The organism is Streptococcus oralis (assembly GCF_016127915.1).
Lineage (GTDB): Bacteria > Bacillota > Bacilli > Lactobacillales > Streptococcaceae > Streptococcus > Streptococcus oralis_BO.
This window is the reverse complement of sequence record NZ_CP066059.1, coordinates 500,162-520,261: the sequence shown is the minus strand read 5'-3', so window position 1 is coordinate 520,261 and position 20,100 is coordinate 500,162. Positions and strand designations below refer to the sequence as shown.

The 20,100-nt window shown below is 41.0% G+C and carries 19 protein-coding genes; 15 read left to right on the top strand and 4 right to left on the bottom strand.

Annotation, left to right across the window (positions count from 1 at the left end; all coding sequences use genetic code 11):
* The first annotated feature begins 17 nt into the window (after positions 1-17).
* From I6H78_RS02490 to metK, 13 genes are all read left to right on the top strand, one after another.
* Positions 18-1,178: an ABC transporter substrate-binding protein gene (locus I6H78_RS02490; RefSeq protein WP_000726128.1), complete on the top strand. Its 1,161-nt coding sequence runs from the start codon at positions 18-20 to the stop codon at positions 1,176-1,178.
* A 119-nt stretch (positions 1,179-1,297) separates the two neighbouring features.
* Positions 1,298-2,167, top strand: coding sequence for a branched-chain amino acid ABC transporter permease (locus I6H78_RS02485; protein WP_198459839.1), 870 nt, complete (start codon positions 1,298-1,300; stop codon positions 2,165-2,167).
* Positions 2,168-2,170: 3 nt separating this feature from the next.
* Entirely contained in the window at positions 2,171-3,127 is a 957-nt protein-coding gene (locus tag I6H78_RS02480; RefSeq protein ID WP_061852739.1) for a branched-chain amino acid ABC transporter permease, read from the top strand.
* Positions 3,127-3,891, top strand: a complete 765-nt coding sequence (locus I6H78_RS02475; RefSeq protein WP_001186014.1) for an ABC transporter ATP-binding protein — start codon at positions 3,127-3,129, stop codon at positions 3,889-3,891. The genes I6H78_RS02480 and I6H78_RS02475 overlap by 1 nt, the downstream gene beginning before the upstream one ends.
* The gene (locus I6H78_RS02470) at positions 3,891-4,601 is read left to right on the top strand and encodes an ABC transporter ATP-binding protein (protein WP_000062207.1); all 711 of its coding nucleotides are present in this window, start codon (positions 3,891-3,893) and stop codon (positions 4,599-4,601) included. The genes I6H78_RS02475 and I6H78_RS02470 overlap by 1 nt, the downstream gene beginning before the upstream one ends.
* Positions 4,602-4,906: 305 nt before the next feature.
* Entirely contained in the window at positions 4,907-5,563 is a 657-nt protein-coding gene (locus I6H78_RS02465) for a CBS domain-containing protein (RefSeq protein ID WP_198459838.1), read from the top strand.
* Between the two features lie 110 nt (positions 5,564-5,673).
* Positions 5,674-6,769 (top strand): peptide chain release factor 2 gene (gene prfB, locus I6H78_RS02460; RefSeq protein WP_096753628.1). Its coding sequence is split into 2 segments (ribosomal slippage): positions 5,674-5,745 and positions 5,747-6,769, totalling 1,095 coding nucleotides; the frame shifts between segments, so codons are not numbered across the junction.
* A gap of 17 nt (positions 6,770-6,786) precedes the next feature.
* Entirely contained in the window at positions 6,787-7,479 is a 693-nt protein-coding gene (gene ftsE / locus I6H78_RS02455) for a cell division ATP-binding protein FtsE (RefSeq protein ID WP_000022275.1), read from the top strand.
* On the top strand, positions 7,472-8,398 hold the full coding sequence (gene ftsX / locus I6H78_RS02450; RefSeq protein ID WP_198459837.1) for a permease-like cell division protein FtsX: 927 nt from the start codon (positions 7,472-7,474) through the stop codon (positions 8,396-8,398). Before ftsE ends, ftsX begins: the two co-directional genes overlap by 8 nt.
* A 218-nt stretch (positions 8,399-8,616) precedes the next feature.
* Positions 8,617-10,803: a PTS transporter subunit IIBC gene (locus tag I6H78_RS02445; RefSeq protein WP_198459836.1), complete on the top strand. Its 2,187-nt coding sequence runs from the start codon at positions 8,617-8,619 to the stop codon at positions 10,801-10,803.
* Positions 10,804-10,854: 51 nt separating this feature from the next.
* A complete protein-coding gene (locus tag I6H78_RS02440; RefSeq protein ID WP_084849431.1) occupies positions 10,855-11,670 on the top strand; it encodes an endonuclease/exonuclease/phosphatase family protein in 816 nt (271 codons plus the stop codon).
* Positions 11,671-11,801: 131 nt separating this feature from the next.
* Positions 11,802-13,145: a DEAD/DEAH box helicase gene (locus I6H78_RS02435; RefSeq protein ID WP_198459835.1), complete on the top strand. Its 1,344-nt coding sequence runs from the start codon at positions 11,802-11,804 to the stop codon at positions 13,143-13,145.
* A 343-nt stretch (positions 13,146-13,488) separates the two neighbouring features.
* Positions 13,489-14,679 carry a methionine adenosyltransferase gene (gene metK, locus I6H78_RS02430; protein WP_198459834.1) on the top strand — a complete coding sequence of 397 codons (1,191 nt, stop codon included), beginning with the start codon at positions 13,489-13,491 and terminating at the stop codon, positions 14,677-14,679.
* Positions 14,680-14,749: 70 nt separating this feature from the next.
* On the opposite strand, the gene I6H78_RS02425 is transcribed toward metK, so the two are convergent.
* Both I6H78_RS02425 and I6H78_RS02420 read right to left on the bottom strand, forming a co-directional pair.
* Complete coding sequence (locus I6H78_RS02425) at positions 14,750-15,049, bottom strand: DUF1827 family protein (RefSeq protein ID WP_198459833.1); 300 nt, start codon at positions 15,047-15,049, stop codon at positions 14,750-14,752.
* A gap of 58 nt (positions 15,050-15,107) precedes the next feature.
* Positions 15,108-15,560, bottom strand: coding sequence for an NUDIX hydrolase (locus I6H78_RS02420; RefSeq protein ID WP_198459832.1), 453 nt, complete (start codon positions 15,558-15,560; stop codon positions 15,108-15,110).
* A 176-nt stretch (positions 15,561-15,736) separates the two neighbouring features.
* Here I6H78_RS02420 and I6H78_RS02415 point away from each other — a divergent pair, with 176 nt between their 5' ends.
* Both I6H78_RS02415 and I6H78_RS02410 read left to right on the top strand, forming a co-directional pair.
* Positions 15,737-16,639 (top strand): helix-turn-helix transcriptional regulator, encoded by a 903-nt coding sequence (locus I6H78_RS02415; protein ID WP_198459831.1) that lies wholly within the window; start codon positions 15,737-15,739, stop codon positions 16,637-16,639.
* Between the two features lie 54 nt (positions 16,640-16,693).
* A complete protein-coding gene (locus tag I6H78_RS02410; RefSeq protein ID WP_198459830.1) occupies positions 16,694-17,308 on the top strand; it encodes a GyrI-like domain-containing protein in 615 nt (204 codons plus the stop codon).
* A 42-nt stretch (positions 17,309-17,350) separates the two neighbouring features.
* Here I6H78_RS02410 and I6H78_RS02405 read toward each other — a convergent pair whose 3' ends face one another.
* Complete coding sequence (locus I6H78_RS02405) at positions 17,351-19,609, bottom strand: ATP-dependent Clp protease ATP-binding subunit (protein ID WP_198459829.1); 2,259 nt, start codon at positions 19,607-19,609, stop codon at positions 17,351-17,353.
* Between the two features lie 237 nt (positions 19,610-19,846).
* Positions 19,847-20,077 (bottom strand): DUF1797 family protein, encoded by a 231-nt coding sequence (locus I6H78_RS02400; protein WP_000443577.1) that lies wholly within the window; start codon positions 20,075-20,077, stop codon positions 19,847-19,849.
* Positions 20,078-20,100: the final 23 nt, after the last annotated feature.

Sequence of the window (20,100 nt, the reverse complement as noted above, 5' to 3'; positions counted from 1 at the left end):
CTATAAGGAGATTAAAAATGAAGAAAAAATTTGCCCTATCTTTTGTGGCTCTTGCTAGTGTGGCTCTTCTTGCTGCCTGTGGAGAGGTCAAGTCAGGTGCGTCAAACACAACTGGAAATCCAGTGGACGAAAAAACGATTAAGATCGGTTTTAACTTTGAAGAGACAGGTGCTGTGGCAGCTTACGGTACAGCTGAACAAAAAGGTGCCCAACTTGCCGTAGACGAAATCAACGCTGCAGGTGGAATTGATGGGAAACAAATCGAAGTTGTAGACAAAGACAACAAGTCAGAAACTGCTGAAGCAGCTTCTGTTACAACAAACCTTGTTACCCAATCAAAAGTAGCAGCTATTGTAGGACCTGCGACATCTGGTGCAACTGCTGCAGCTGTAGCTAACGCTACTAAAGCTGGAGTGCCATTGATTTCACCAAGTGCTACTCAAGACGGTTTGACTAAAGGTCAAGATTACCTATTTATCGGAACATTCCAAGATAGCTTCCAAGGGAAGATTATTTCTAACTATGTAACAAACAAATTGAATGCTAAGAAGGTTGTTCTTTATACTGACAACGCTAGTGACTATGCTAAAGGTATTGCTAAATCATTCCGCGAAGCCTACAAGGGTGAGATTGTAGCCGATGAAACATTCGTAGCAGGTGATACTGACTTCCAAGCAGCCCTTACTAAAATGAAAGACAAAGAGTTTGACGCTATCGTAGTTCCAGGTTACTACACAGAAGCTGGTAAAATTGTAAACCAAGCACGTGGTATGGGAATTGATAAACCAATCATTGGTGGTGATGGATTTAACGGTGAAGAATTTGTTCAACAAGCAACTGCTGAAAGAGCATCAAACATTTACTTCATCTCAGGATTCTCAACTACTGTTGATGTTTCTGCAAAAGCTAAAGCTTTCCTTGAAGCATACCGTGCTAAATACAACGAAGAGCCTTCAACATTCTCAGCTTTAGCCTATGACTCAGTTTACCTAGTAGCCAATGCTGCAAAAGGTGCTAAAAACTCAGGTGAGATCAAGGACAACCTTGCTAAAACCAAAGATTTTGATGGTGTAACTGGTCAAACAAGCTTTGATGCTGACCACAATACTGTGAAAACTGCTTACATGATGACCATGAACAATGGTAAAGTTGAAGAAGCAGAAGTTGTAAAACCATAACATTAGAATAGTAATTGAAATGGGGAATGAGCCTTTGACTCACTCCCTGTTTCGGTGTTTATGAACTTGTGAAAATAATGAAATTTTCTAAAAAATAACGATAGAAAAGAGTGAATGCTATGCTCCAACAACTTGTGAATGGTCTAATTCTGGGTAGTATTTATGCACTTTTGGCTCTGGGTTATACCATGGTTTATGGAATTATCAAACTCATCAACTTCGCCCATGGCGATATTTACATGATGGGTGCCTTTATTGGTTACTTTTTGATTAATTCTTTCCAAATGGATTTCTTTTTAGCTTTAATTATTTCAATGGCTGGAACTGCACTACTTGGTGTTGTAATTGAGTTTCTTGCCTACCGTCCTTTGCGACATTCTACACGTATTGCTGTTTTGATTACTGCCATCGGAGTGTCTTTCCTACTGGAATACGGAATGGTTTATCTAGTAGGTGCCAATACTCGTGCCTTCCCTCAAGCAATTGAAACAGTCCGCTTTGACTTGGGACCAATTAGCTTGACAAATGTTCAATTGATGATTTTAGCAGTTTCTGTATTCTTGATGGTTTTATTACAATTGATCGTCCAAAAAACAAAAATGGGGAAAGCCATGCGTGCGGTATCAGTTGATAGTGACGCAGCTCAATTGATGGGAATTAATGTAAATCGTACAATCAGTTTTACCTTTGCTTTGGGTTCAGCCCTTGCTGGTGCAGCAGGTGTCCTCATTGCCCTTTACTACAACTCTCTTGAACCTTTGATGGGTGTGACTCCAGGTCTAAAATCATTTGTTGCGGCCGTACTGGGTGGTATCGGGATTATTCCTGGTGCAGCTCTAGGGGGATTTGTGATTGGTTTGTTGGAAACATTTGCTACTGCCTTTGGTATGTCTGATTTCCGTGATGCTATCGTATATGGAATCTTGCTTCTGATTCTGATTGTTCGTCCTGCAGGTATCCTTGGTAAGAATGTGAAAGAGAAGGTGTAAACAATGAAGACAAATCTTAAAGTAAATATTCTCTGGTTATTCCTTCTGTTAGCGGGTTATGGATTGATTGGTGTACTGGTTTCTGCTGGTGTTCTCAATCTATTCCATGTCCAAATTTTAGAACAAATTGGGATTAATATCATCCTTGCAGTAGGTCTGAACTTAATCGTTGGTTTTTCAGGACAATTCTCACTCGGTCATGCGGGTTTTATGGCGATTGGGGCTTATGCAGCAGCGATTATTGGTTCAAAATCACCAACTTATGGTGCCTTCTTTGGAGCAATGGTCTTGGGCGCCTTGATTTCTGGTGCAGTCGCTTTGCTCGTTGGGATTCCAACACTCCGTTTGAAGGGTGACTATCTGGCTGTTGCGACACTAGGTGTTTCAGAAATCATTCGTATCTTTATCATTAATGGTGGTAGTTTGACCAACGGTGCCGCTGGTATCTTGGGTATTCCAAACTTTACCAACTGGCAAATGGTGTATCTTTTTGTAGTGATCACAACTATTGCAACCCTCAACTTCTTACGTAGTCCAATTGGACGCTCTACTCTATCTGTTCGTGAGGATGAAATTGCTGCAGAGTCCGTTGGGGTAAACACTACAAAGATCAAAATTATCGCTTTTGTCTTTGGTGCCATTACAGCAAGTATTGCTGGTTCACTTCAGGCCGGTTTTATCGGATCTGTTGTGCCAAAAGATTACACCTTTATTAATTCCATCAATGTGTTGATTATCGTTGTATTTGGTGGACTTGGATCGATTACTGGTACCATCGTTTCAGCGATTGTTTTAGGAATTTTAAATATGCTCCTTCAAGATGTAGCTAGCGTACGTATGATCATCTACGCCTTGGCTCTTGTATTGGTGATGATTTTCAGACCAGGTGGACTTCTTGGGACATGGGAATTGAGTCTATCACGTTTCTTTAAAAAATCTAAGAAGGAGGGACAAAATTAATGGCATTACTTGAAGTTAAACAGTTAACCAAACATTTTGGCGGTCTAACAGCTGTTGGAGATGTCACTCTTGAATTGAACGAGGGAGAGTTGGTTGGTCTGATTGGACCAAACGGGGCTGGTAAAACAACCCTTTTCAATCTCTTGACCGGCGTTTATGAACCAAGCGAAGGTACTGTGACACTAGATGGTCACCTCCTAAATGGGAAAACTCCCTATAAGATTGCCTCACTTGGTCTCAGTCGTACTTTCCAAAATATTCGTTTGTTCAAGGACTTGACAGTTTTGGAAAATGTTTTGATTGCATTTAGCAATCATCATAAACAACATGTCCTTGCGAGCTTCCTTCGCCTACCAGCTTTTTATAAGAATGAGGAAGAATTAAAAAGCAAAGCTTTGGACTTGCTGAAGATTTTTGATTTGGATGGCGACGCAGATACTCTTGCGAAGAATCTAGCCTATGGTCAACAACGTCGATTAGAAATCGTTCGTGCTCTAGCAACTGAACCTAAAATTCTCTTTTTGGATGAACCTGCAGCTGGGATGAATCCTCAAGAAACAGCTGAATTGACAGAATTGATTCGTCGTATCAAAGATGAATTTAAAATTACTATCATGCTCATCGAACACGACATGAATTTGGTTATGGAAGTCACTGAGCGTATCTATGTTCTTGAATATGGTCGGTTGATTGCTCATGGGACTCCGGATGAGATCAAGAACAACAAACGCGTTATCGAAGCTTATCTAGGAGGTGAGGCCTAATGTCTATGTTAAAAGTTGAAAACCTCTCTGTACATTACGGTATGATCCAAGCAGTTCGTGATGTAAGTTTCGAGGTTAATGAAGGTGAAGTTGTTTCCTTGATTGGTGCCAATGGTGCTGGTAAAACAACCATTCTTCGTACCCTTTCAGGTTTGGTTCGTCCAAGTGCTGGTAAAATTCAGTTTTTAGGAAAAGAAATTCAAAAGTTGCCAGCGCAAAAAATTGTGGCAGGTGGCCTTTCACAAGTTCCTGAGGGACGCCATGTTTTCCCAGGTTTGACTGTTATGGAAAACTTAGAAATGGGAGCCTTTTTAAAGAAAAATCGTGAAGAAAATCAAGCTAACTTGAAAAAAGTCTTTTCACGTTTCCCTCGTCTGGAAGAACGCAAAAACCAAGATGCGGCAACTCTTTCAGGTGGTGAACAGCAGATGTTGGCTATGGGACGTGCTCTCATGTCTACACCTAAGCTCCTTCTCTTGGATGAGCCGTCAATGGGACTTGCCCCAATCTTTATCCAAGAAATTTTTGATATCATTCAAGATATTCAGAAGCAAGGAACAACGGTTCTCCTAATTGAACAGAACGCTAACAAGGCTCTTGCTATCTCTGACCGTGGTTATGTACTTGAAACAGGAAAGATTGTCCTATCAGGAACAGGAAAAGAACTCGCAGCATCAGATGAAGTCAGAAAAGCATATCTAGGTGGCTAAAACAATCCAGTGGATTGTTTTAGTCGTCAGATAAGGATTGCGCAAGAAATTCTCCTCTAGTCTGGGAGCCTAGTTTAGGTTGCGGATGGAGATGATAATAGGTTTTCAATACTAGTTGCTAGTATCCTTAACAACTGAAAGAAATCTAAATAATGTTTGCTAACTTGCACATATAGAGCTCTGGATTAGAGCTCTTTTTTGTAAAAGACTCAGATTATTCAAAATCTTGAAAAAGAGATGAAAGCGTTTGATAGATTTTCTAAGAAAGTGTATAATAAAAGTAGCAATATAGAAGGAGAAGTCTCATGGCAGTTAAAGATTTCATGACCCGTAAGGTAGTTTATATCAGTCCAGATACGACTGTAGCACACGCAGCAGATTTGATGCGCGAGCAAGGTTTGCACCGTTTACCTGTTATCGAAAACGATCAATTAGTCGGATTGGTAACAGAAGGAACCGTTGCGGAAGCCAGCCCATCTAAAGCAACCAGTCTCTCTATCTATGAGATGAATTATCTTCTGAATAAAACCAAAGTAAAAGATGTAATGATTCGAGATGTCGTGACGGTTTCTGGCTATGCTAGTCTAGAAGATGCGACCTACCTGATGCTGAAAAATAAAATTGGGATATTACCAGTCGTAGACAATCATCAGGTCTACGGTGTCATTACAGATCGCGATGTTTTTCAGGCTTTCTTGGAAATCGCCGGATACGGAGAAGAGGGGATTCGTGTTCGTTTCATTACAGAAAATGAAGTCGGAGTACTGGGGAAAATTGTAGCTCTAATTGTAGAAGAGGATTTAAATATTTCCCATACTGTCAACATTCCACGTAAGGATGGCAAGGTCGTCATCGAAGTTCAAATTGATGGAAAAATCGATTTGACTTCATTAAAGGATAAGTTTGAAAAAGAAGGAATTCAAGTGGAGGAGATCACTCATACCTCTGCTAAAGTCCTTTAAACAAGAGGCCTTAGAGCCTCTTTTCTTCTGCCATCAAAAGCGGTGAAAAGCAAAATATGGAAAGAAATGAGAGATTATGGTATAATAAAACGATATGAAAAGGAGTATCTATGGACATTTCAGAAATTCGTCAAAAAATTGACGCAAATCGTGAAAAATTAGCTTCTTTTAGGGGGTCTCTTTGACCTCGAAGGCTTAGAGGAAGAGATTGCCATCTTGGAAAACAAGATGACAGAACCTGATTTTTGGAACGATAATATCGCGGCCCAAAAAACGTCGCAAGAATTGAATGAATTAAAAAACACCTACAACACCTTCCGTAAAATGGAAGAGTTGCAGGATGAAGTTGAGATTTTATTGGACTTTTTAGCAGAAGACGAGTCAGTCCATGATGAACTGGTCGAACAGTTGACAGAACTGGATAAGATGATGACCAGCTACGAGATGACCCTTCTCTTGTCAGAACCTTATGACCATAATAATGCAATCTTGGAAATCCATCCAGGATCTGGTGGTACTGAGGCACAGGACTGGGGCGATATGTTGCTTCGTATGTATACTCGTTATGGAAATGCCAAAGGCTTTAAAGTAGAAGTATTGGATTACCAGGCTGGTGATGAAGCGGGTATCAAATCTGTGACCTTGTCTTTTGAAGGACCCAATGCATACGGTCTACTTAAATCAGAAATGGGTGTTCACCGTTTGGTCCGTATTTCGCCATTTGACTCTGCCAAACGTCGCCATACTTCATTTACATCCGTAGAGGTTATGCCTGAGTTGGATGATACCATCGAAGTGGAGATTCGTGAAGATGATATCAAAATGGATACCTTCCGTTCAGGTGGTGCTGGTGGACAAAATGTCAATAAGGTTTCAACAGGTGTGCGTTTGACACACATTCCTACAGGAACTGTCGTCCAATCAACGGTCGATCGTACCCAGTATGGAAATAGAGATCGTGCCATGAAGATGTTGCAGGCTAAGCTTTATCAAATGGAGCAAGAAAAGAAAGCTGCGGAAGTCGATTCTCTTAAAGGTGAGAAAAAAGAAATCACTTGGGGAAGTCAAATCCGTTCATATGTTTTCACGCCTTATACCATGGTAAAAGATCACCGTACAAGCTTTGAAGTTGCTCAGGTAGATAAGGTCATGGATGGAGACCTTGATGGTTTCATCGATGCCTACCTCAAGTGGCGAATCAGCTAAGATAGAAAGGAACTCATATGTCAATCATTGAAATGAGAGATGTTGTCAAAAAGTATGACAATGGAACGACTGCCCTGCGTGGTGTCTCTGTCACCATTGAACCAGGAGAGTTTGCCTATATCGTAGGACCTTCTGGTGCAGGTAAGTCAACCTTTATTCGAGCTTTATACCGAGAAGTAAAGATCGAAAAAGGAAGCCTAACAGTTGCAGGCTTTAATTTAGTTAAAATTAAGAAGAAAGATGTCCCACTGCTACGTCGTAGTGTTGGGGTAGTCTTCCAGGATTACAAACTTTTGCCTAAGAAGACCGTTTATGAGAATATTGCCTATGCAATGGAAGTAATCGGTGAGAGCCGTCGCAACATCAAAAAACGTGTTATGGAAGTATTGGACCTGGTTGGTTTGAAACATAAGGTTCGTTCTTTCCCGAATGAACTCTCAGGTGGAGAACAGCAACGGATTGCTATTGCTCGTGCGATTGTCAACAATCCTAAAGTATTGATTGCCGATGAACCAACAGGAAACTTGGACCCTGATAACTCATGGGAAATTATGAATCTGTTGGAACGCATCAATCTCCAAGGTACTACTGTCTTGATGGCGACTCACAATAGCCAGATTGTAAATACCTTGCGCCACCGTGTCATTGCCATTGAAAATGGCCGTGTCGTTCGTGACGAAGCTAAAGGAGAATATGGATACGATGATTAGTAGATTTTTTCGCCATTTATTTGAATCATTAAAAAGTTTAAAACGAAATGGCTGGATGACAGTAGCAGCAGTGAGTTCGGTTATGATTACCTTAACACTCGTTGCCCTGTTTGCATCTGTAATTTTTAATACAGCAAAACTGGCTACCGATATTGAAAATAATGTTCGGGTCATGGTTTACATTCGTAAGGATGTAGCTGATAACAGTGAAACGATTGAAAAAGAAGGTCAGACAGTTACCAATAATGACTACCACAAGGTCTATGATGCCTTGAAAGCTATGCCTGCTGTTAAGAGTGTTACCTTCTCAAGTAAAGAAGAACAGTATGAAAAACTGACGGAAACAATGGGTGACGATTGGAAGGTCTTTGAAGGGGATGCAAACCCTCTCTATGATGCTTATATCGTTGATACAAATTCTCCGAGTGATGTTAAAACAGTAGCCGAAGAAGCTAAGAAAATTGAGGGAGTATCAGAGGTTCAAGACGGTGGAGCCAACACTCAACGACTTTTCGAACTGGCTTCCTTTATCCGTGTTTGGGGATTGGTTATCGCAGGGCTCTTGATTTTTATCGCAGTCTTCCTCATTTCCAACACCATTCGTATCACCATTATTTCACGTAGTCGTGAGATTCAGATCATGCGTCTTGTAGGAGCGAGAAATGGCTATATCCGTGGTCCATTCTTGCTAGAAGGTGCTTTTATTGGCTTGCTTGGTGCAGCGATTCCTTCTGTCCTTGTATTCTTTGTTTACAATATGGTTTATCAATCTGTCAATAAATCCTTGGTAGGTCAAAACTTGTCAATGATTACACCTGATGTGTTTATCCCTCTGATGACAGTCCTACTATTTATAATCGGAATTTTCATCGGTTCAATTGGTTCAGGAATTTCGATGCGTCGATTCTTGAAGATCTAGTAGGGTTTAAATGCAAATTGCAGTACAAATCAGAAAAATAATACATTTTTAAAAGAGAAGTTTTCGTAAACTTCTCTTTTTCCTTTTTAAAAATTGAAAAAATAGACAATTTTTTTATAAAAGCCTTTACAAAAAAAATAAAAGTGGTATAATTAATACATAACCAAATGCAAACGTTTTCGTAAAACGTTTGCCTAAATAAAATAAAGGAGATTTGAATGATGAAAGCTACATTCAAAAATGTCTTGTCTTTCGAATTTTGGCAAAAATTCGGTAAGGCTTTAATGGTGGTTATCGCCGTTATGCCAGCGGCGGGATTGATGATCTCAATCGGTAAATCAATCGTGATGATCGACCCAAACCTTGCTCCTCTAGTGATTACAGGTGGAATCCTTGAGCAAATTGGTTGGGGGGTTATCGGTAACCTTCATATCTTGTTTGCCCTTGCTATTGGGGGAAGCTGGGCAAAAGAACGTGCAGGTGGTGCATTTGCAGCCGGACTTGCCTTTATCTTGATTAACCGTATTACAGGTGCTATCTTTGGTGTTACAGGCGATATGTTGAAAAACCCTGAAGCAATGGTTACTACTTTCTTTGGTGGTTCAATCAAGGTTGCTGACTACTTTATCAGCGTTCTTGAGGCACCAGCGCTTAACATGGGGGTTTTCGTAGGGATTATCTCTGGTTTTGTTGGGGCAACAGCTTATAACAAATACTACAACTTCCGTAAACTTCCTGATGCCCTTTCATTCTTCAATGGTAAACGTTTCGTACCATTCGTCGTTATTCTTCGTTCAACTATTGCTGCAATTTTACTTGCTGCCTTTTGGCCAGTAGTTCAAACAGGTATCAACAACTTCGGTATTTGGATTGCCAACTCACAAGAAACTGCTCCAGTTCTTGCACCATTCTTGTATGGTACTTTGGAACGTTTGCTTTTGCCATTCGGTCTTCACCACATGTTGACAATCCCAATGAACTACACAGCTCTTGGTGGAACATACGAAGTGTTAACTGGTGCAGCAAAAGGAACACAAGTATTTGGTCAAGATCCACTTTGGCTTGCATGGGTAACTGACCTTGTTAACCTTAAGGGTTCAAATGCTGACCAATACCAACACCTTCTTACAACAGTCACTCCAGCTCGTTTCAAAGTTGGACAAATGATTGGTTCATTTGGTATCTTGATGGGTATCATCGTTGCTATCTACCGCAATGTTGATGCTGACAAGAAACACCAATACAAGGGTATGATGATTGCGACAGCTCTTGCAACATTCTTGACAGGGGTTACTGAACCTATTGAGTATATGTTCATGTTCATCGCAACGCCTCTTTACCTTGTTTATGCAGTAGTTCAAGGTGCTGCCTTTGCTATGGCAGATATTGTTCACCTTCGTGTCCACTCATTCGGTTCAATTGAATTCTTGACTCGTACACCATTGGCAATTAATGCTGGTATTGGTATGGATATCGTTAACTTTATCTGGGTAACTGTTCTCTTTGCGGTTATCATGTACTTCATTGCCAACTTCATGATCAAGAAATTCAACTACGCAACTCCAGGACGTAACGGAAACTACGAAACTGCTGAAGGAGCATCAGAAGAAGCAGCTCCTGGAACTCCAAAAGTTGCAGCAGCTTCTCAAGCCGTAAATATCATTAACCTTCTTGGTGGTCGTGCAAATATCGTAGATGTGGATGCATGTATGACTCGTCTTCGTGTAACTGTTAAAGATGCAGATCGCGTTGGTACTGAGGAACAATGGAAAGCAGAAGGAGCTATGGGTCTTGTCATGAAAGGACAAGGTGTTCAAGCTATCTACGGACCAAAAGCTGACGTATTGAAATCTGATATCCAAGATATCCTTGACTCAGGTGAAGTAATTCCTGAAACTCTTCCAAGTCAAATGACAGAAACTCAACAAAATACTGTACATTACAAGGGTGTAACTGAGGATATTTACTCAGTAGCTGACGGTCAAGTTGTTGCCTTGGAACAAGTGGAAGATCCAGTTTTTGCTCAAAAAATGATGGGTGATGGATTTGCAGTAGAGCCAGCAAATGGCAACATTGTATCTCCAGTTACTGGTACTGTATCAAGTATCTTCCCAACAAAACACGCTCTTGGTCTTGTCACTGACTCAGGTCTTGAAGTGCTTGTTCATATTGGTTTGGATACAGTAAGTCTTGAAGGAAAACCATTTACTGTTCATGTCTCTGAAGGACAAAAAGTGGTTGCTGGTGATCTTCTTGTCACAGCTGACTTGGATGCTATTCGAGAAGCAGGACGCAAAACATCAACAGTGGTTGTCTTCACAAATGGTGATGTCCTCAAATCAGTTAAATTAGAACAAACAGGTTCTCTTGCAGCTAAAACAGCAGTTGCTAAAGTAGAATTGTAATATACTTGGGGTTGGAAGCTGTTTTCCAACCTCTTGTTTTAGGAGAAAAGCATGAAATTTCTAACACTCAATACCCACAGTTGGATGGAGAAGGAAGCGGAGGAAAAATTCCAAATCTTACTCCAAGACATTCTTGATAAGGACTATGATTTGATTTGTTTCCAAGAGATCAATCAAGAAATGACTTCGCCTGAGGGAGAGGTTAACACTCACTATCAAGCTTTACCATCAGCAGAACCCATTCATCAGGATCACTATGTCCGACTTCTGGTTGAAAAATTGGCTGAGAAAGGGAAAAACTACTACTGGACTTGGGCTTACAATCATATTGGATATGACCGCTACCATGAAGGCGTAGCAATCTTATCCAAAACACCTATTAAGGCGCGTGAGATTTTAGTATCAGATGTAGATGATCCAACGGACTACCATACTCGCCGTGTTGCCTTGGCTGAGACAGAGGTTGAAGGCAAGGAACTTGCTCTTGCAAGCGTTCATCTCTCTTGGTGGGATAAAGGTTTCCAAGAAGAATGGGCACGATTTGAGGCTGTACTAAAAGAGTTGAACAAACCTCTGATTTTAGCAGGTGATTTTAATAATCCAGCTGGTCAGGAAGGCTATCAAGCGATTTTAGCTAGCCCATTAGGATTGCAAGACGCGTTTGAAGTTGCGAAAGAAAGAAGTGGTAGCTACACCGTTCCACCAGAAATTGATGGTTGGAAAGGCAATACCGAGCCATTACGAATCGACTACGTCTTTACGACCAAAGAGTTAGAAGTAGAGAGTTTACAAGTAGTTTTTGATGGACAAAATAGTCCACAAGTCAGTGATCACTATGGTTTGAATGCTGTATTGACCTGGAAATAATGAAAGAGGTTGGAATCAGAGGTTCCAACCTTTTAATCTATTCGAATCTTTACTACAGGACTGAGACTCAAATGGGACTACTGCAATAGGATAAAATATGGTATAATTGAAAGGATAGAATCGAGGATAGTATGTCATTTAAGAAATTTCAATTTAAAAATTATATAGTAGAAGCCTTGGAGGAGTTAAAGTTTACGACTCCAACAGAGGTACAAGAAAAATTAATTCCTATTGTACTGGCAGGTCGTGATTTGGTGGGCGAGTCAAAAACTGGTTCAGGAAAGACTCATACTTTCTTGTTACCCATTTTCCAGCAATTAGATGAAACTAGCGATAGTGTGCAAGCAGTCATTACTGCTCCAAGTCGTGAGTTAGCTACTCAAATCTATCAAGCAGCACGTCAGATTGCGGCCCACTCAGATGTTGAAGTCCGTGTGGTTAATTATGTGGGGGGGACGGATAAGGCGCGTCAGATTGATAAATTAGCGAGTAGCCAGCCCCACATTGTCATCGGGACTCCAGGTCGTATCTATGATTTGGTCAAATCTGGTGATTTGGCTATTCACAAGGCTAAGACCTTTGTTATCGATGAAGCCGATATGACCTTGGATATGGGATTCTTGGAAACTGTTGATAAGATTGCAGGAAGCCTTCCAAAAGACTTGCAATTCATGGTTTTTTCAGCAACTATTCCACAAAAATTGCAACCGTTCTTGAAAAAATACTTGTCAAATCCTGTCATGGAAAAAATCAAGACTAAAACAGTTATCTCAGATACGATCGATAATTGGTTGATTTCGACCAAGGGCCGCGACAAGAATGCTCAAATTTACCAGCTGACTCAGTTGATGCAGCCTTATTTGGCAATGATTTTTGTTAACACCAAAACGCGTGCTGATGAGTTACATGCCTACTTGACTGCTCAAGGATTGAAGGTGGCTAAGATTCATGGAGATATTGCTCCTCGTGAACGCAAGCGGATCATGAATCAGGTGAAGAACCTTGATTTTGAGTACATTGTCGCAACGGATTTGGCAGCGCGTGGAATTGACATTGAAGGTGTCAGCCATGTGATCAATGACGCCATTCCGCAAGACTTGTCCTTCTTTGTGCACCGTGTTGGTCGAACCGGACGAAACGGTCTACCAGGTACAGCTATTACCCTTTATCAACCAAGTGATGACTCGGATATCCGTGAGTTGGAGAAATTAGGAATTAAGTTTTCTCCGAAAATGGTTAAAGATGGAGAGTTTCAAGATACCTATGACCGTGATCGTCGTGCTAATCGTGAAAAGAAGCAGGATAAGCTTGATATTGAAATGATTGGCTTGGTTAAAAAGAAAAAGAAAAAAGTCAAACCAGGCTATAAGAAGAAGATTCAATGGGCAGTGGATGAAAAACGTCGCAAAACCAAGCGTGCTGAAAATCGCGCACGTGGCCGTGCAGAGCGAAAAGCCAAACGCCAAACATTTTAAAAACAAAATTGGAGCTGAATGGCTCCTTTTTGTAACTTTGTTTTATAAATTATCGAAAAGAATGCAAAAAATAGCAAAAAGTGGTATAATGATAAGGTTATATAGTCCCGATAAGATGGTAGAAATTTCTATCAGTACTTTGTAACTCGCAAAGAATGACGGCTCCAAAGTCGCTCGTCCTTCTACGGTTGCCGCTATAACGCGATCACCCTATGCGCCTTACTAGCTTCAGAAATAAAAAAGTATCGTTTTTATTTCTTTCGCGTCGTAACTCTTAGACGATAGAAATACCTATCAGTACTTTGTAACTCTATAACAATATTTTTTAAGGGGGGACATTTTTATGTCAGAACGTAAATTATTCACGTCTGAATCTGTATCTGAGGGGCATCCAGATAAGATTGCAGACCAAATTTCAGATGCGATTTTGGATGCTATTTTAGCTAAAGATCCAGATGCGCACGTTGCTGCCGAGACAGCTGTATACACAGGTTCGGTCCATGTTTTTGGTGAAATTTCTACACATGCTTATGTAGATATTAACCGAGTGGTTCGTGATACCATTGCAGAGATTGGTTATACCAATACAGAGTATGGTTTTTCTGCGGAGACGGTGGGAGTTCATCCGTCACTTGTTGAGCAGTCACCAGATATCGCCCAAGGTGTTAACGAAGCCTTGGAGGTTCGTGGGAATGTAGATCAAGATCCGCTGGACTTGATTGGTGCTGGTGACCAAGGTCTTATGTTTGGATTTGCGGTGGATGAGACAGAAGAACTCATGCCATTGCCAATCTCACTCAGCCACAGGTTGGTTCGTCGTTTGGCAGAACTTCGTAAGTCTGGTGAAATCAGCTATCTTCGTCCAGATGCTAAATCACAAGTTACGGTTGAGTATGATGAAAATGATCGTCCAGTACGTGTGGATACAGTCGTTATTTCAACTCAGCACGACCCGGAAGTTAGCAATGAACAAATTCACAACGATGTGATTAACAAGGTTATCAAAGAGGTTATTCCGGCTTCTTACTTGGATGAACAGACAAAATTCTTCATCAATCCAACTGGTCGCTTTGTAATCGGTGGACCTCAAGGAGACTCAGGTTTGACTGGTCGTAAGATTATCGTGGATACCTATGGTGGCTACTCTCGCCATGGTGGTGGTGCCTTCTCTGGTAAGGATGCGACGAAGGTGGACCGTTCAGCCTCTTATGCGGCTCGCTACATTGCTAAGAATATTGTTGCAGCAGGTCTTGCTAAGAAGGCAGAAGTGCAATTGGCTTATGCTATTGGGGTGGCACAGCCTGTTTCTGTTCGTATCGATACTTTTGGTACAGGAACAGTAGCTGAAAGCAAGCTTGAAAAAGCAGCGCGTCAAATCTTCGACCTTCGCCCTGCAGGAATTATCCAAATGCTAGACCTCAAACGTCCAATTTACCGTCAAACAGCGGCTTATGGACACATGGGACGTACAGATATTGACCTTCCATGGGAACGTTTGGACAAGGTAGATGCTTTGAAAGAAGCGGTGAAATAAAACTAAAAGATTGGTAGCTGTGCACTACCAATCTTTTTTGCAAAAGAAAACCAGCTTTTGGCTGGTCTTCCTATTTTATAGGGATTGAAATCTCAATCAATTTATCCGAATAGAGGGTCTTGATATTGGCTTCGTCAATGCTTCCTTTGCCGATTTTACGCTTTAAGAAGAAGTCTTGGATGGTTTCAATTTCAGGTTCACGAATAGCACGGTGTTTGTTGGAAATGAGGATTTCATAGTGAAGCGGGGCTTGTGTGAAAACCACATCTGTGTTTCCAGCAGAATAGACCTCGACAAGAGTTGCGTCTGTGCTTTCTAATTGGCTTTTAACAAGTTGCGAGTGTGAGTTTGTCGTATTGATAAGCTTCATAACAGTTCCTCCGATTTTCTAACTCTATTATAGCACTTTTTGGATAAAATCGTGTATTTTAGTCAATTTCATGTTGGATTTTCCAAGCTTCTATTCCCCATTTATGGCTACCACGTTTGAGTTTTTCAATTGCTTCATCAATAGGGAACCAAGCAATATGATTAAAATCTTCTAATGGTTTTTGTACTTCTTGGAAAGAAGTAGCTTCATAGAGATAAGCTGGATTGTAGTAGTAGCTATCACGGTGGCGAGAGTAGAAATACTCATCAGCTTGCCCATAATAAGTTCCGATTTCAGCTGTAAAGCCAAGTTCTTCGATTAGTTCTCTCTTCAGAGCTTCTTGATGGTCTTCGCCTGCTTCAATCTCTCCACCTGGCAAGAACCAAGCACCATTGGGAGCTTGAACTAGGACAATTTGTTTTTTCTCCGCATCAGGAATAACTGCGTACACACCATAGCGGGGCTGGTAGGTCACATTCTCTTTTTTATCACCAAAAGTTGGGTTTGCCATTGCATTTTCCTCATTCTCTAGTATCTTTATTATTATCATAATGGACGAGGGGCTAGCTGTCAAGAATAAACCAACGAACTTGTGCAGAAAAAGCTAGTTTGTCTGGATCAATATTTGTCTAGTTAAACTTTCCAACCCTAGCACTATAACTGGTATAATAAAAGAGAGGTGATTTTATGGCAGAATCAAGACTATTTCGTATCCTATACCTACTTTTAGAAAAAGGCAGTACAACGGCTCCTGAATTAGCCCGATTATTTGAAGTATCTGTACGAACGATTTATCGCGATATTGAGCGGTTGAGTATGGCAGGGATTCCTCTGTATTCGATACCTGGAAAGGCGGGCGGGATCTTTTTATTGAAAGACTTTGTTCTGGATCGCACTCTAGTTTCTGAGGATGAAAAATTAGAACTTCTATCAGCTTTGCAAGGGATTCGAGCTCTGACAAATGACAAGCAAGATCTGTTACTTGAAAAGTTGGAATCTATTTTTCAAGTTTCTCCCAGCCCTTGGATAGAGGTAGACTTGACTGACTGGAGGAAGCGAGAAGGTCAAAAAGAATTATTTGATAACATCAAATATGCTATTCTAGAGAAAAGGCAACTGGTGATTACTTATCTAGGTGGGTGTGGTCAGAAAACGATTCGTACAGTCGAGCCCTTTAAACTCGTATTTAAAAAGAGAGATTGGTACCTTCATGCCTACTGTTGTTTGAAGGAAGAGTGGCGTTTTTTCAAATTGTCTAGAATTAGGAAATATCACCTAACAACTGAAACTGTGAAGCAGAAAAATGTGGAGGATTGGGTTGATGGTTCAGATCAAGTGGCACATCAAATCAAAGTTTCCTTGAAGTTTAGTCCCAAGCTTGCTTTCCGGGTTTATGAAGATTTTTCAGAAGATGAGATTAGCTTGGGGAAAGATGGGTGTTATTATGTCAAGACAGTCCTACCAGAGCATGAAAGTCTGTATACTTACCTCCTGTCTTATCTAGATGGGGTAGAAATACTCGCCCCCAATCATCTGAAGAAGGAATTGCTTTCTAGATTAGAAAAAATCCAAAAACTTTACAAACCTTGACAAAAGATGTCAGGGTTTTGGTGCTATACTAGAGATAGAAAGGAGAAGAACCAAATGAAATACGAATGGAGAAAAGAAGCAAAAGATCTTTATCAAGTGAAAGCTAGGCCCAGCATCCTGCAGGTACCAGGTCAATCCTATATCGTGATTGATGGTAAAGGTGATCCAAATCAAGAAGATTTTTCAGAACGAGTAGGGGCCTTATATGCCTTAGCCTATGCGATAAAGATGAAGTATAAAAAAGCTCCTCTGGATGAGGTTTACACTGATTTTACTGTCTTTCCTTTAGAAGGTGTATGGAAAAAGGAGAAGGAGGGAGAACTGGTAAAAAGTGAGCTTTCTTATAGCATTATGATTGGGCAACCCGATTTTATTACGAGAGAACTATTTGAGGTAGCTCTGAACGAGGTCAAAATCAAGAAGCCAAATCTTCTTTATGAGGCTGTTCGTTTTGAAAAGATAGAAGAAGGCCAAAGCCTTGCTATGCTTCATGTAGGACCTTTTGATACTGAAAATGAGACTTTTGCAGAGATGGAGCATTTTTGTCAACTTCATAAGCTCAAAAGAACTTCGGAAGTCCACCGAGAAATTTATCTCACTAACCTTCATCGAACGGAGCCAAGCAAATTAAAAACAATTCTTCGCTATCAAGTTCAAGAAGAGAATTAAAAAAAGAACAGGAAATCTTGTTTCCTGTTCTTTTTATGAGGTTTATTCTTCTCTTTCAGAAGCAATCTCTTCTGTTTTCTCAGTTTTTTTGGCAGATTTGATTTGAATATTGCCATTGCTTGTCATGACTGCCTTGAGGTCTTTTTCGCTTGGATTTTCAAGGTAGAAGTCAGTGATGGCATCCTCGATATGGTCTTGAATGGTGCGACGGAGTGGCCGTGCTCCCATTTTTGGATCATATCCCAAGTCAACCAACTTTTCCTTGACCTTGTCTGTCACATCGAGGTGGATATTGTTACTAGAGAGGCGTTTGTTGACATCCGCTAGCATGAGTTCGACGATTTGGAGAAGGTTGTCCTTGCTGAGAGGTTTAAATTCGATGATGCCATCAAAACGGTTCATAAACTCTGGACTAAAGAAGTTGCCGAGTTCACCGAGAACAGAGTTGGTTCGACCTTCACGAGCTGCCCCAAAACCAACGCTAGCTTCGGCCTTACCCGTACCTGCATTTGAGGTCATGATAATGATGGCATCCTTGAAGCTAACTGTACGTCCTTGCCCATCAGTCAAACGACCATCATCCAAGACTTGAAGGAACATGTGCATCACATCTGGATGGGCTTTTTCGACTTCATCGAGAAGGATGAGAGAGTAGGGATTGCGACGAACTTTTTCCGTTAACTGACCAGCTTCGTCGTAGCCGACATAACCTGGAGGGGCTCCGACTAATTTAGCCACGCTGTGTTTTTCCATGTATTCACTCATGTCAAAGCGAATCATGCTGTCAGCAGAACCAAAGAGCTCAATGGCTAGTTGTTTGGAAAGTTCTGTCTTACCGACACCAGTTGGTCCGACAAAGAGGAAGCTTCCGATTGGGCGGTTAGGAGTTCCAAGTCCAACACGATTACGACGGATGGCCTTAGCAATCTTATCGACAGCTTCATCTTGACCAATGACATGAGCTTTGAGGTCGTCTGCTAGATGGATAAGCTGAGACTGTTCTTTTTCTTTGAGTTCCCCAACAGGAATATTGGTTTTCTGCTCAATGATATGTTCGATGGTTTTCTCACTGATGATAGGAGTATCCTGATCGGTCACCTTGTTTTTCTGCATTTCCTTGTACTTGGCAATCTGATCGCGGAAATAAGCAGCCTTTTCAAAATCTTCCTCTCGTGTAGCTTGAGCCTTGAGATTTTCAGCCTCAATCAAGCGCTGATCAATCACTTTAGGATCAACAAAGTTCAGCGTCAGATTCATCTTTGAACCAGCTTCGTCCAACAGGTCAATAGCCTTGTCTGGCAAGAAGCGGTCTTGGATATAGCGGTTGGAAAGATTTGCAGCAGCTTCGATGGCAGCATCAGTATACTTGACGTGATGGTAGTCTTCGTATTTCTTTTGAACCCCTTTAAGGATGATAATGGTTTCTTCGACAGTTGGTTCATCTACCTTGACAGGTTGCATACGGCGCTCTAGAGCAGCATCTTTTTCAATGATGCGGTATTCATTGAGAGTAGTGGCACCGACCAGTTGCAATTCACCACGGGCAAGGGCTGGTTTGAGGATATTTCCTGCATCCATATTGCCATCGCCAGCAGATCCTGCACCAACAATTTCATGGATTTCGTCGATAAAGAGGATGATGTCCTCGCGTTTGCGAATTTCTTCCATGAGCTTTTGCATACGTTCTTCAAATTGGCCTCGGATACCTGTTCCTTGAACTAGACTAACCACATCCAGACGGATGACCTGCTTGCCTTGGAGTTTGTGGGGAACATCGCCGTCGACAATCTTCTGAGCTAGACCTTCAACAACGGCTGTTTTACCAACACCTGGCTCTCCGATAAGGACAGGATTGTTCTTGGTTCGACGGTTGAGGATTTCGATAACGCGGATAATCTCCTCATCTCGACCTATAACAGGGTCAATATCTCCCCGACGAGCAATCTCAGTAATATTGATACCATATTCCTCTAGGAGTCCTCTTTCTTGGCTAGGTGGTGTTTGAAGCGGGCCTCGGTTTTGAGGTCCATAACCACCGTTTCCTCCATATCCCCCACCAGATTGAGTTGGAGGGACGTTATTAGAAGAAGGTTTGAAATTGTTCAAATCATTGAAAAAGTCACCAAAAGGATCAAAGTCATGATTATTTAAGTCAGTCATTCCTTTAAAGAGGGTATTATTTGGATCTGTTTTGATAATTTTATAGCAATTTTGACAGAGATCAATTTGCTTTTGCTGTCCATTGATGTTGGTATACAGATGAATTGTTGAGTCGTTTATTTTACAGTTTTGACAGAGCATACATCTACCTCATTTCATTCTTATTCTCGGCCTAAGAAAAAGGTCAAGAATAGTCAAAGTTTTATACTTTCATTATAGCATGATTAAGGTGTAAAGCAAGTAAAAAGATTGGGAAGTGATCGTTTTTAAAAGAAGGATTTATGGAGAATTAAGCGACATTGAAGGTAAGAAAAAATCCCATTTGTGGTGACAAAAAGGATTCTCATTCATCGGGCCTTACTGCCCGCTGTTTTTATATTAGTAAAGGAGTTCGTAGATCTCCATTGCAATCAAATCAATGCTATCAAAGGTATAAGTTTCACGAGCCTCTACATCACGAAGGGTGAAGAGTGATCCGTTTTCTTCGTCGTGACTGTATGCAACTTCTGCGACAACAACACCTTCACGTTCAAAATTACGTTTTAGATTTCCACCATCTTTTGTCATTGCTTCTAAGCGGTTAATGATTCTAACCAAATGTGATTCCATTTTGATTCTCCTCCATTTCTTAT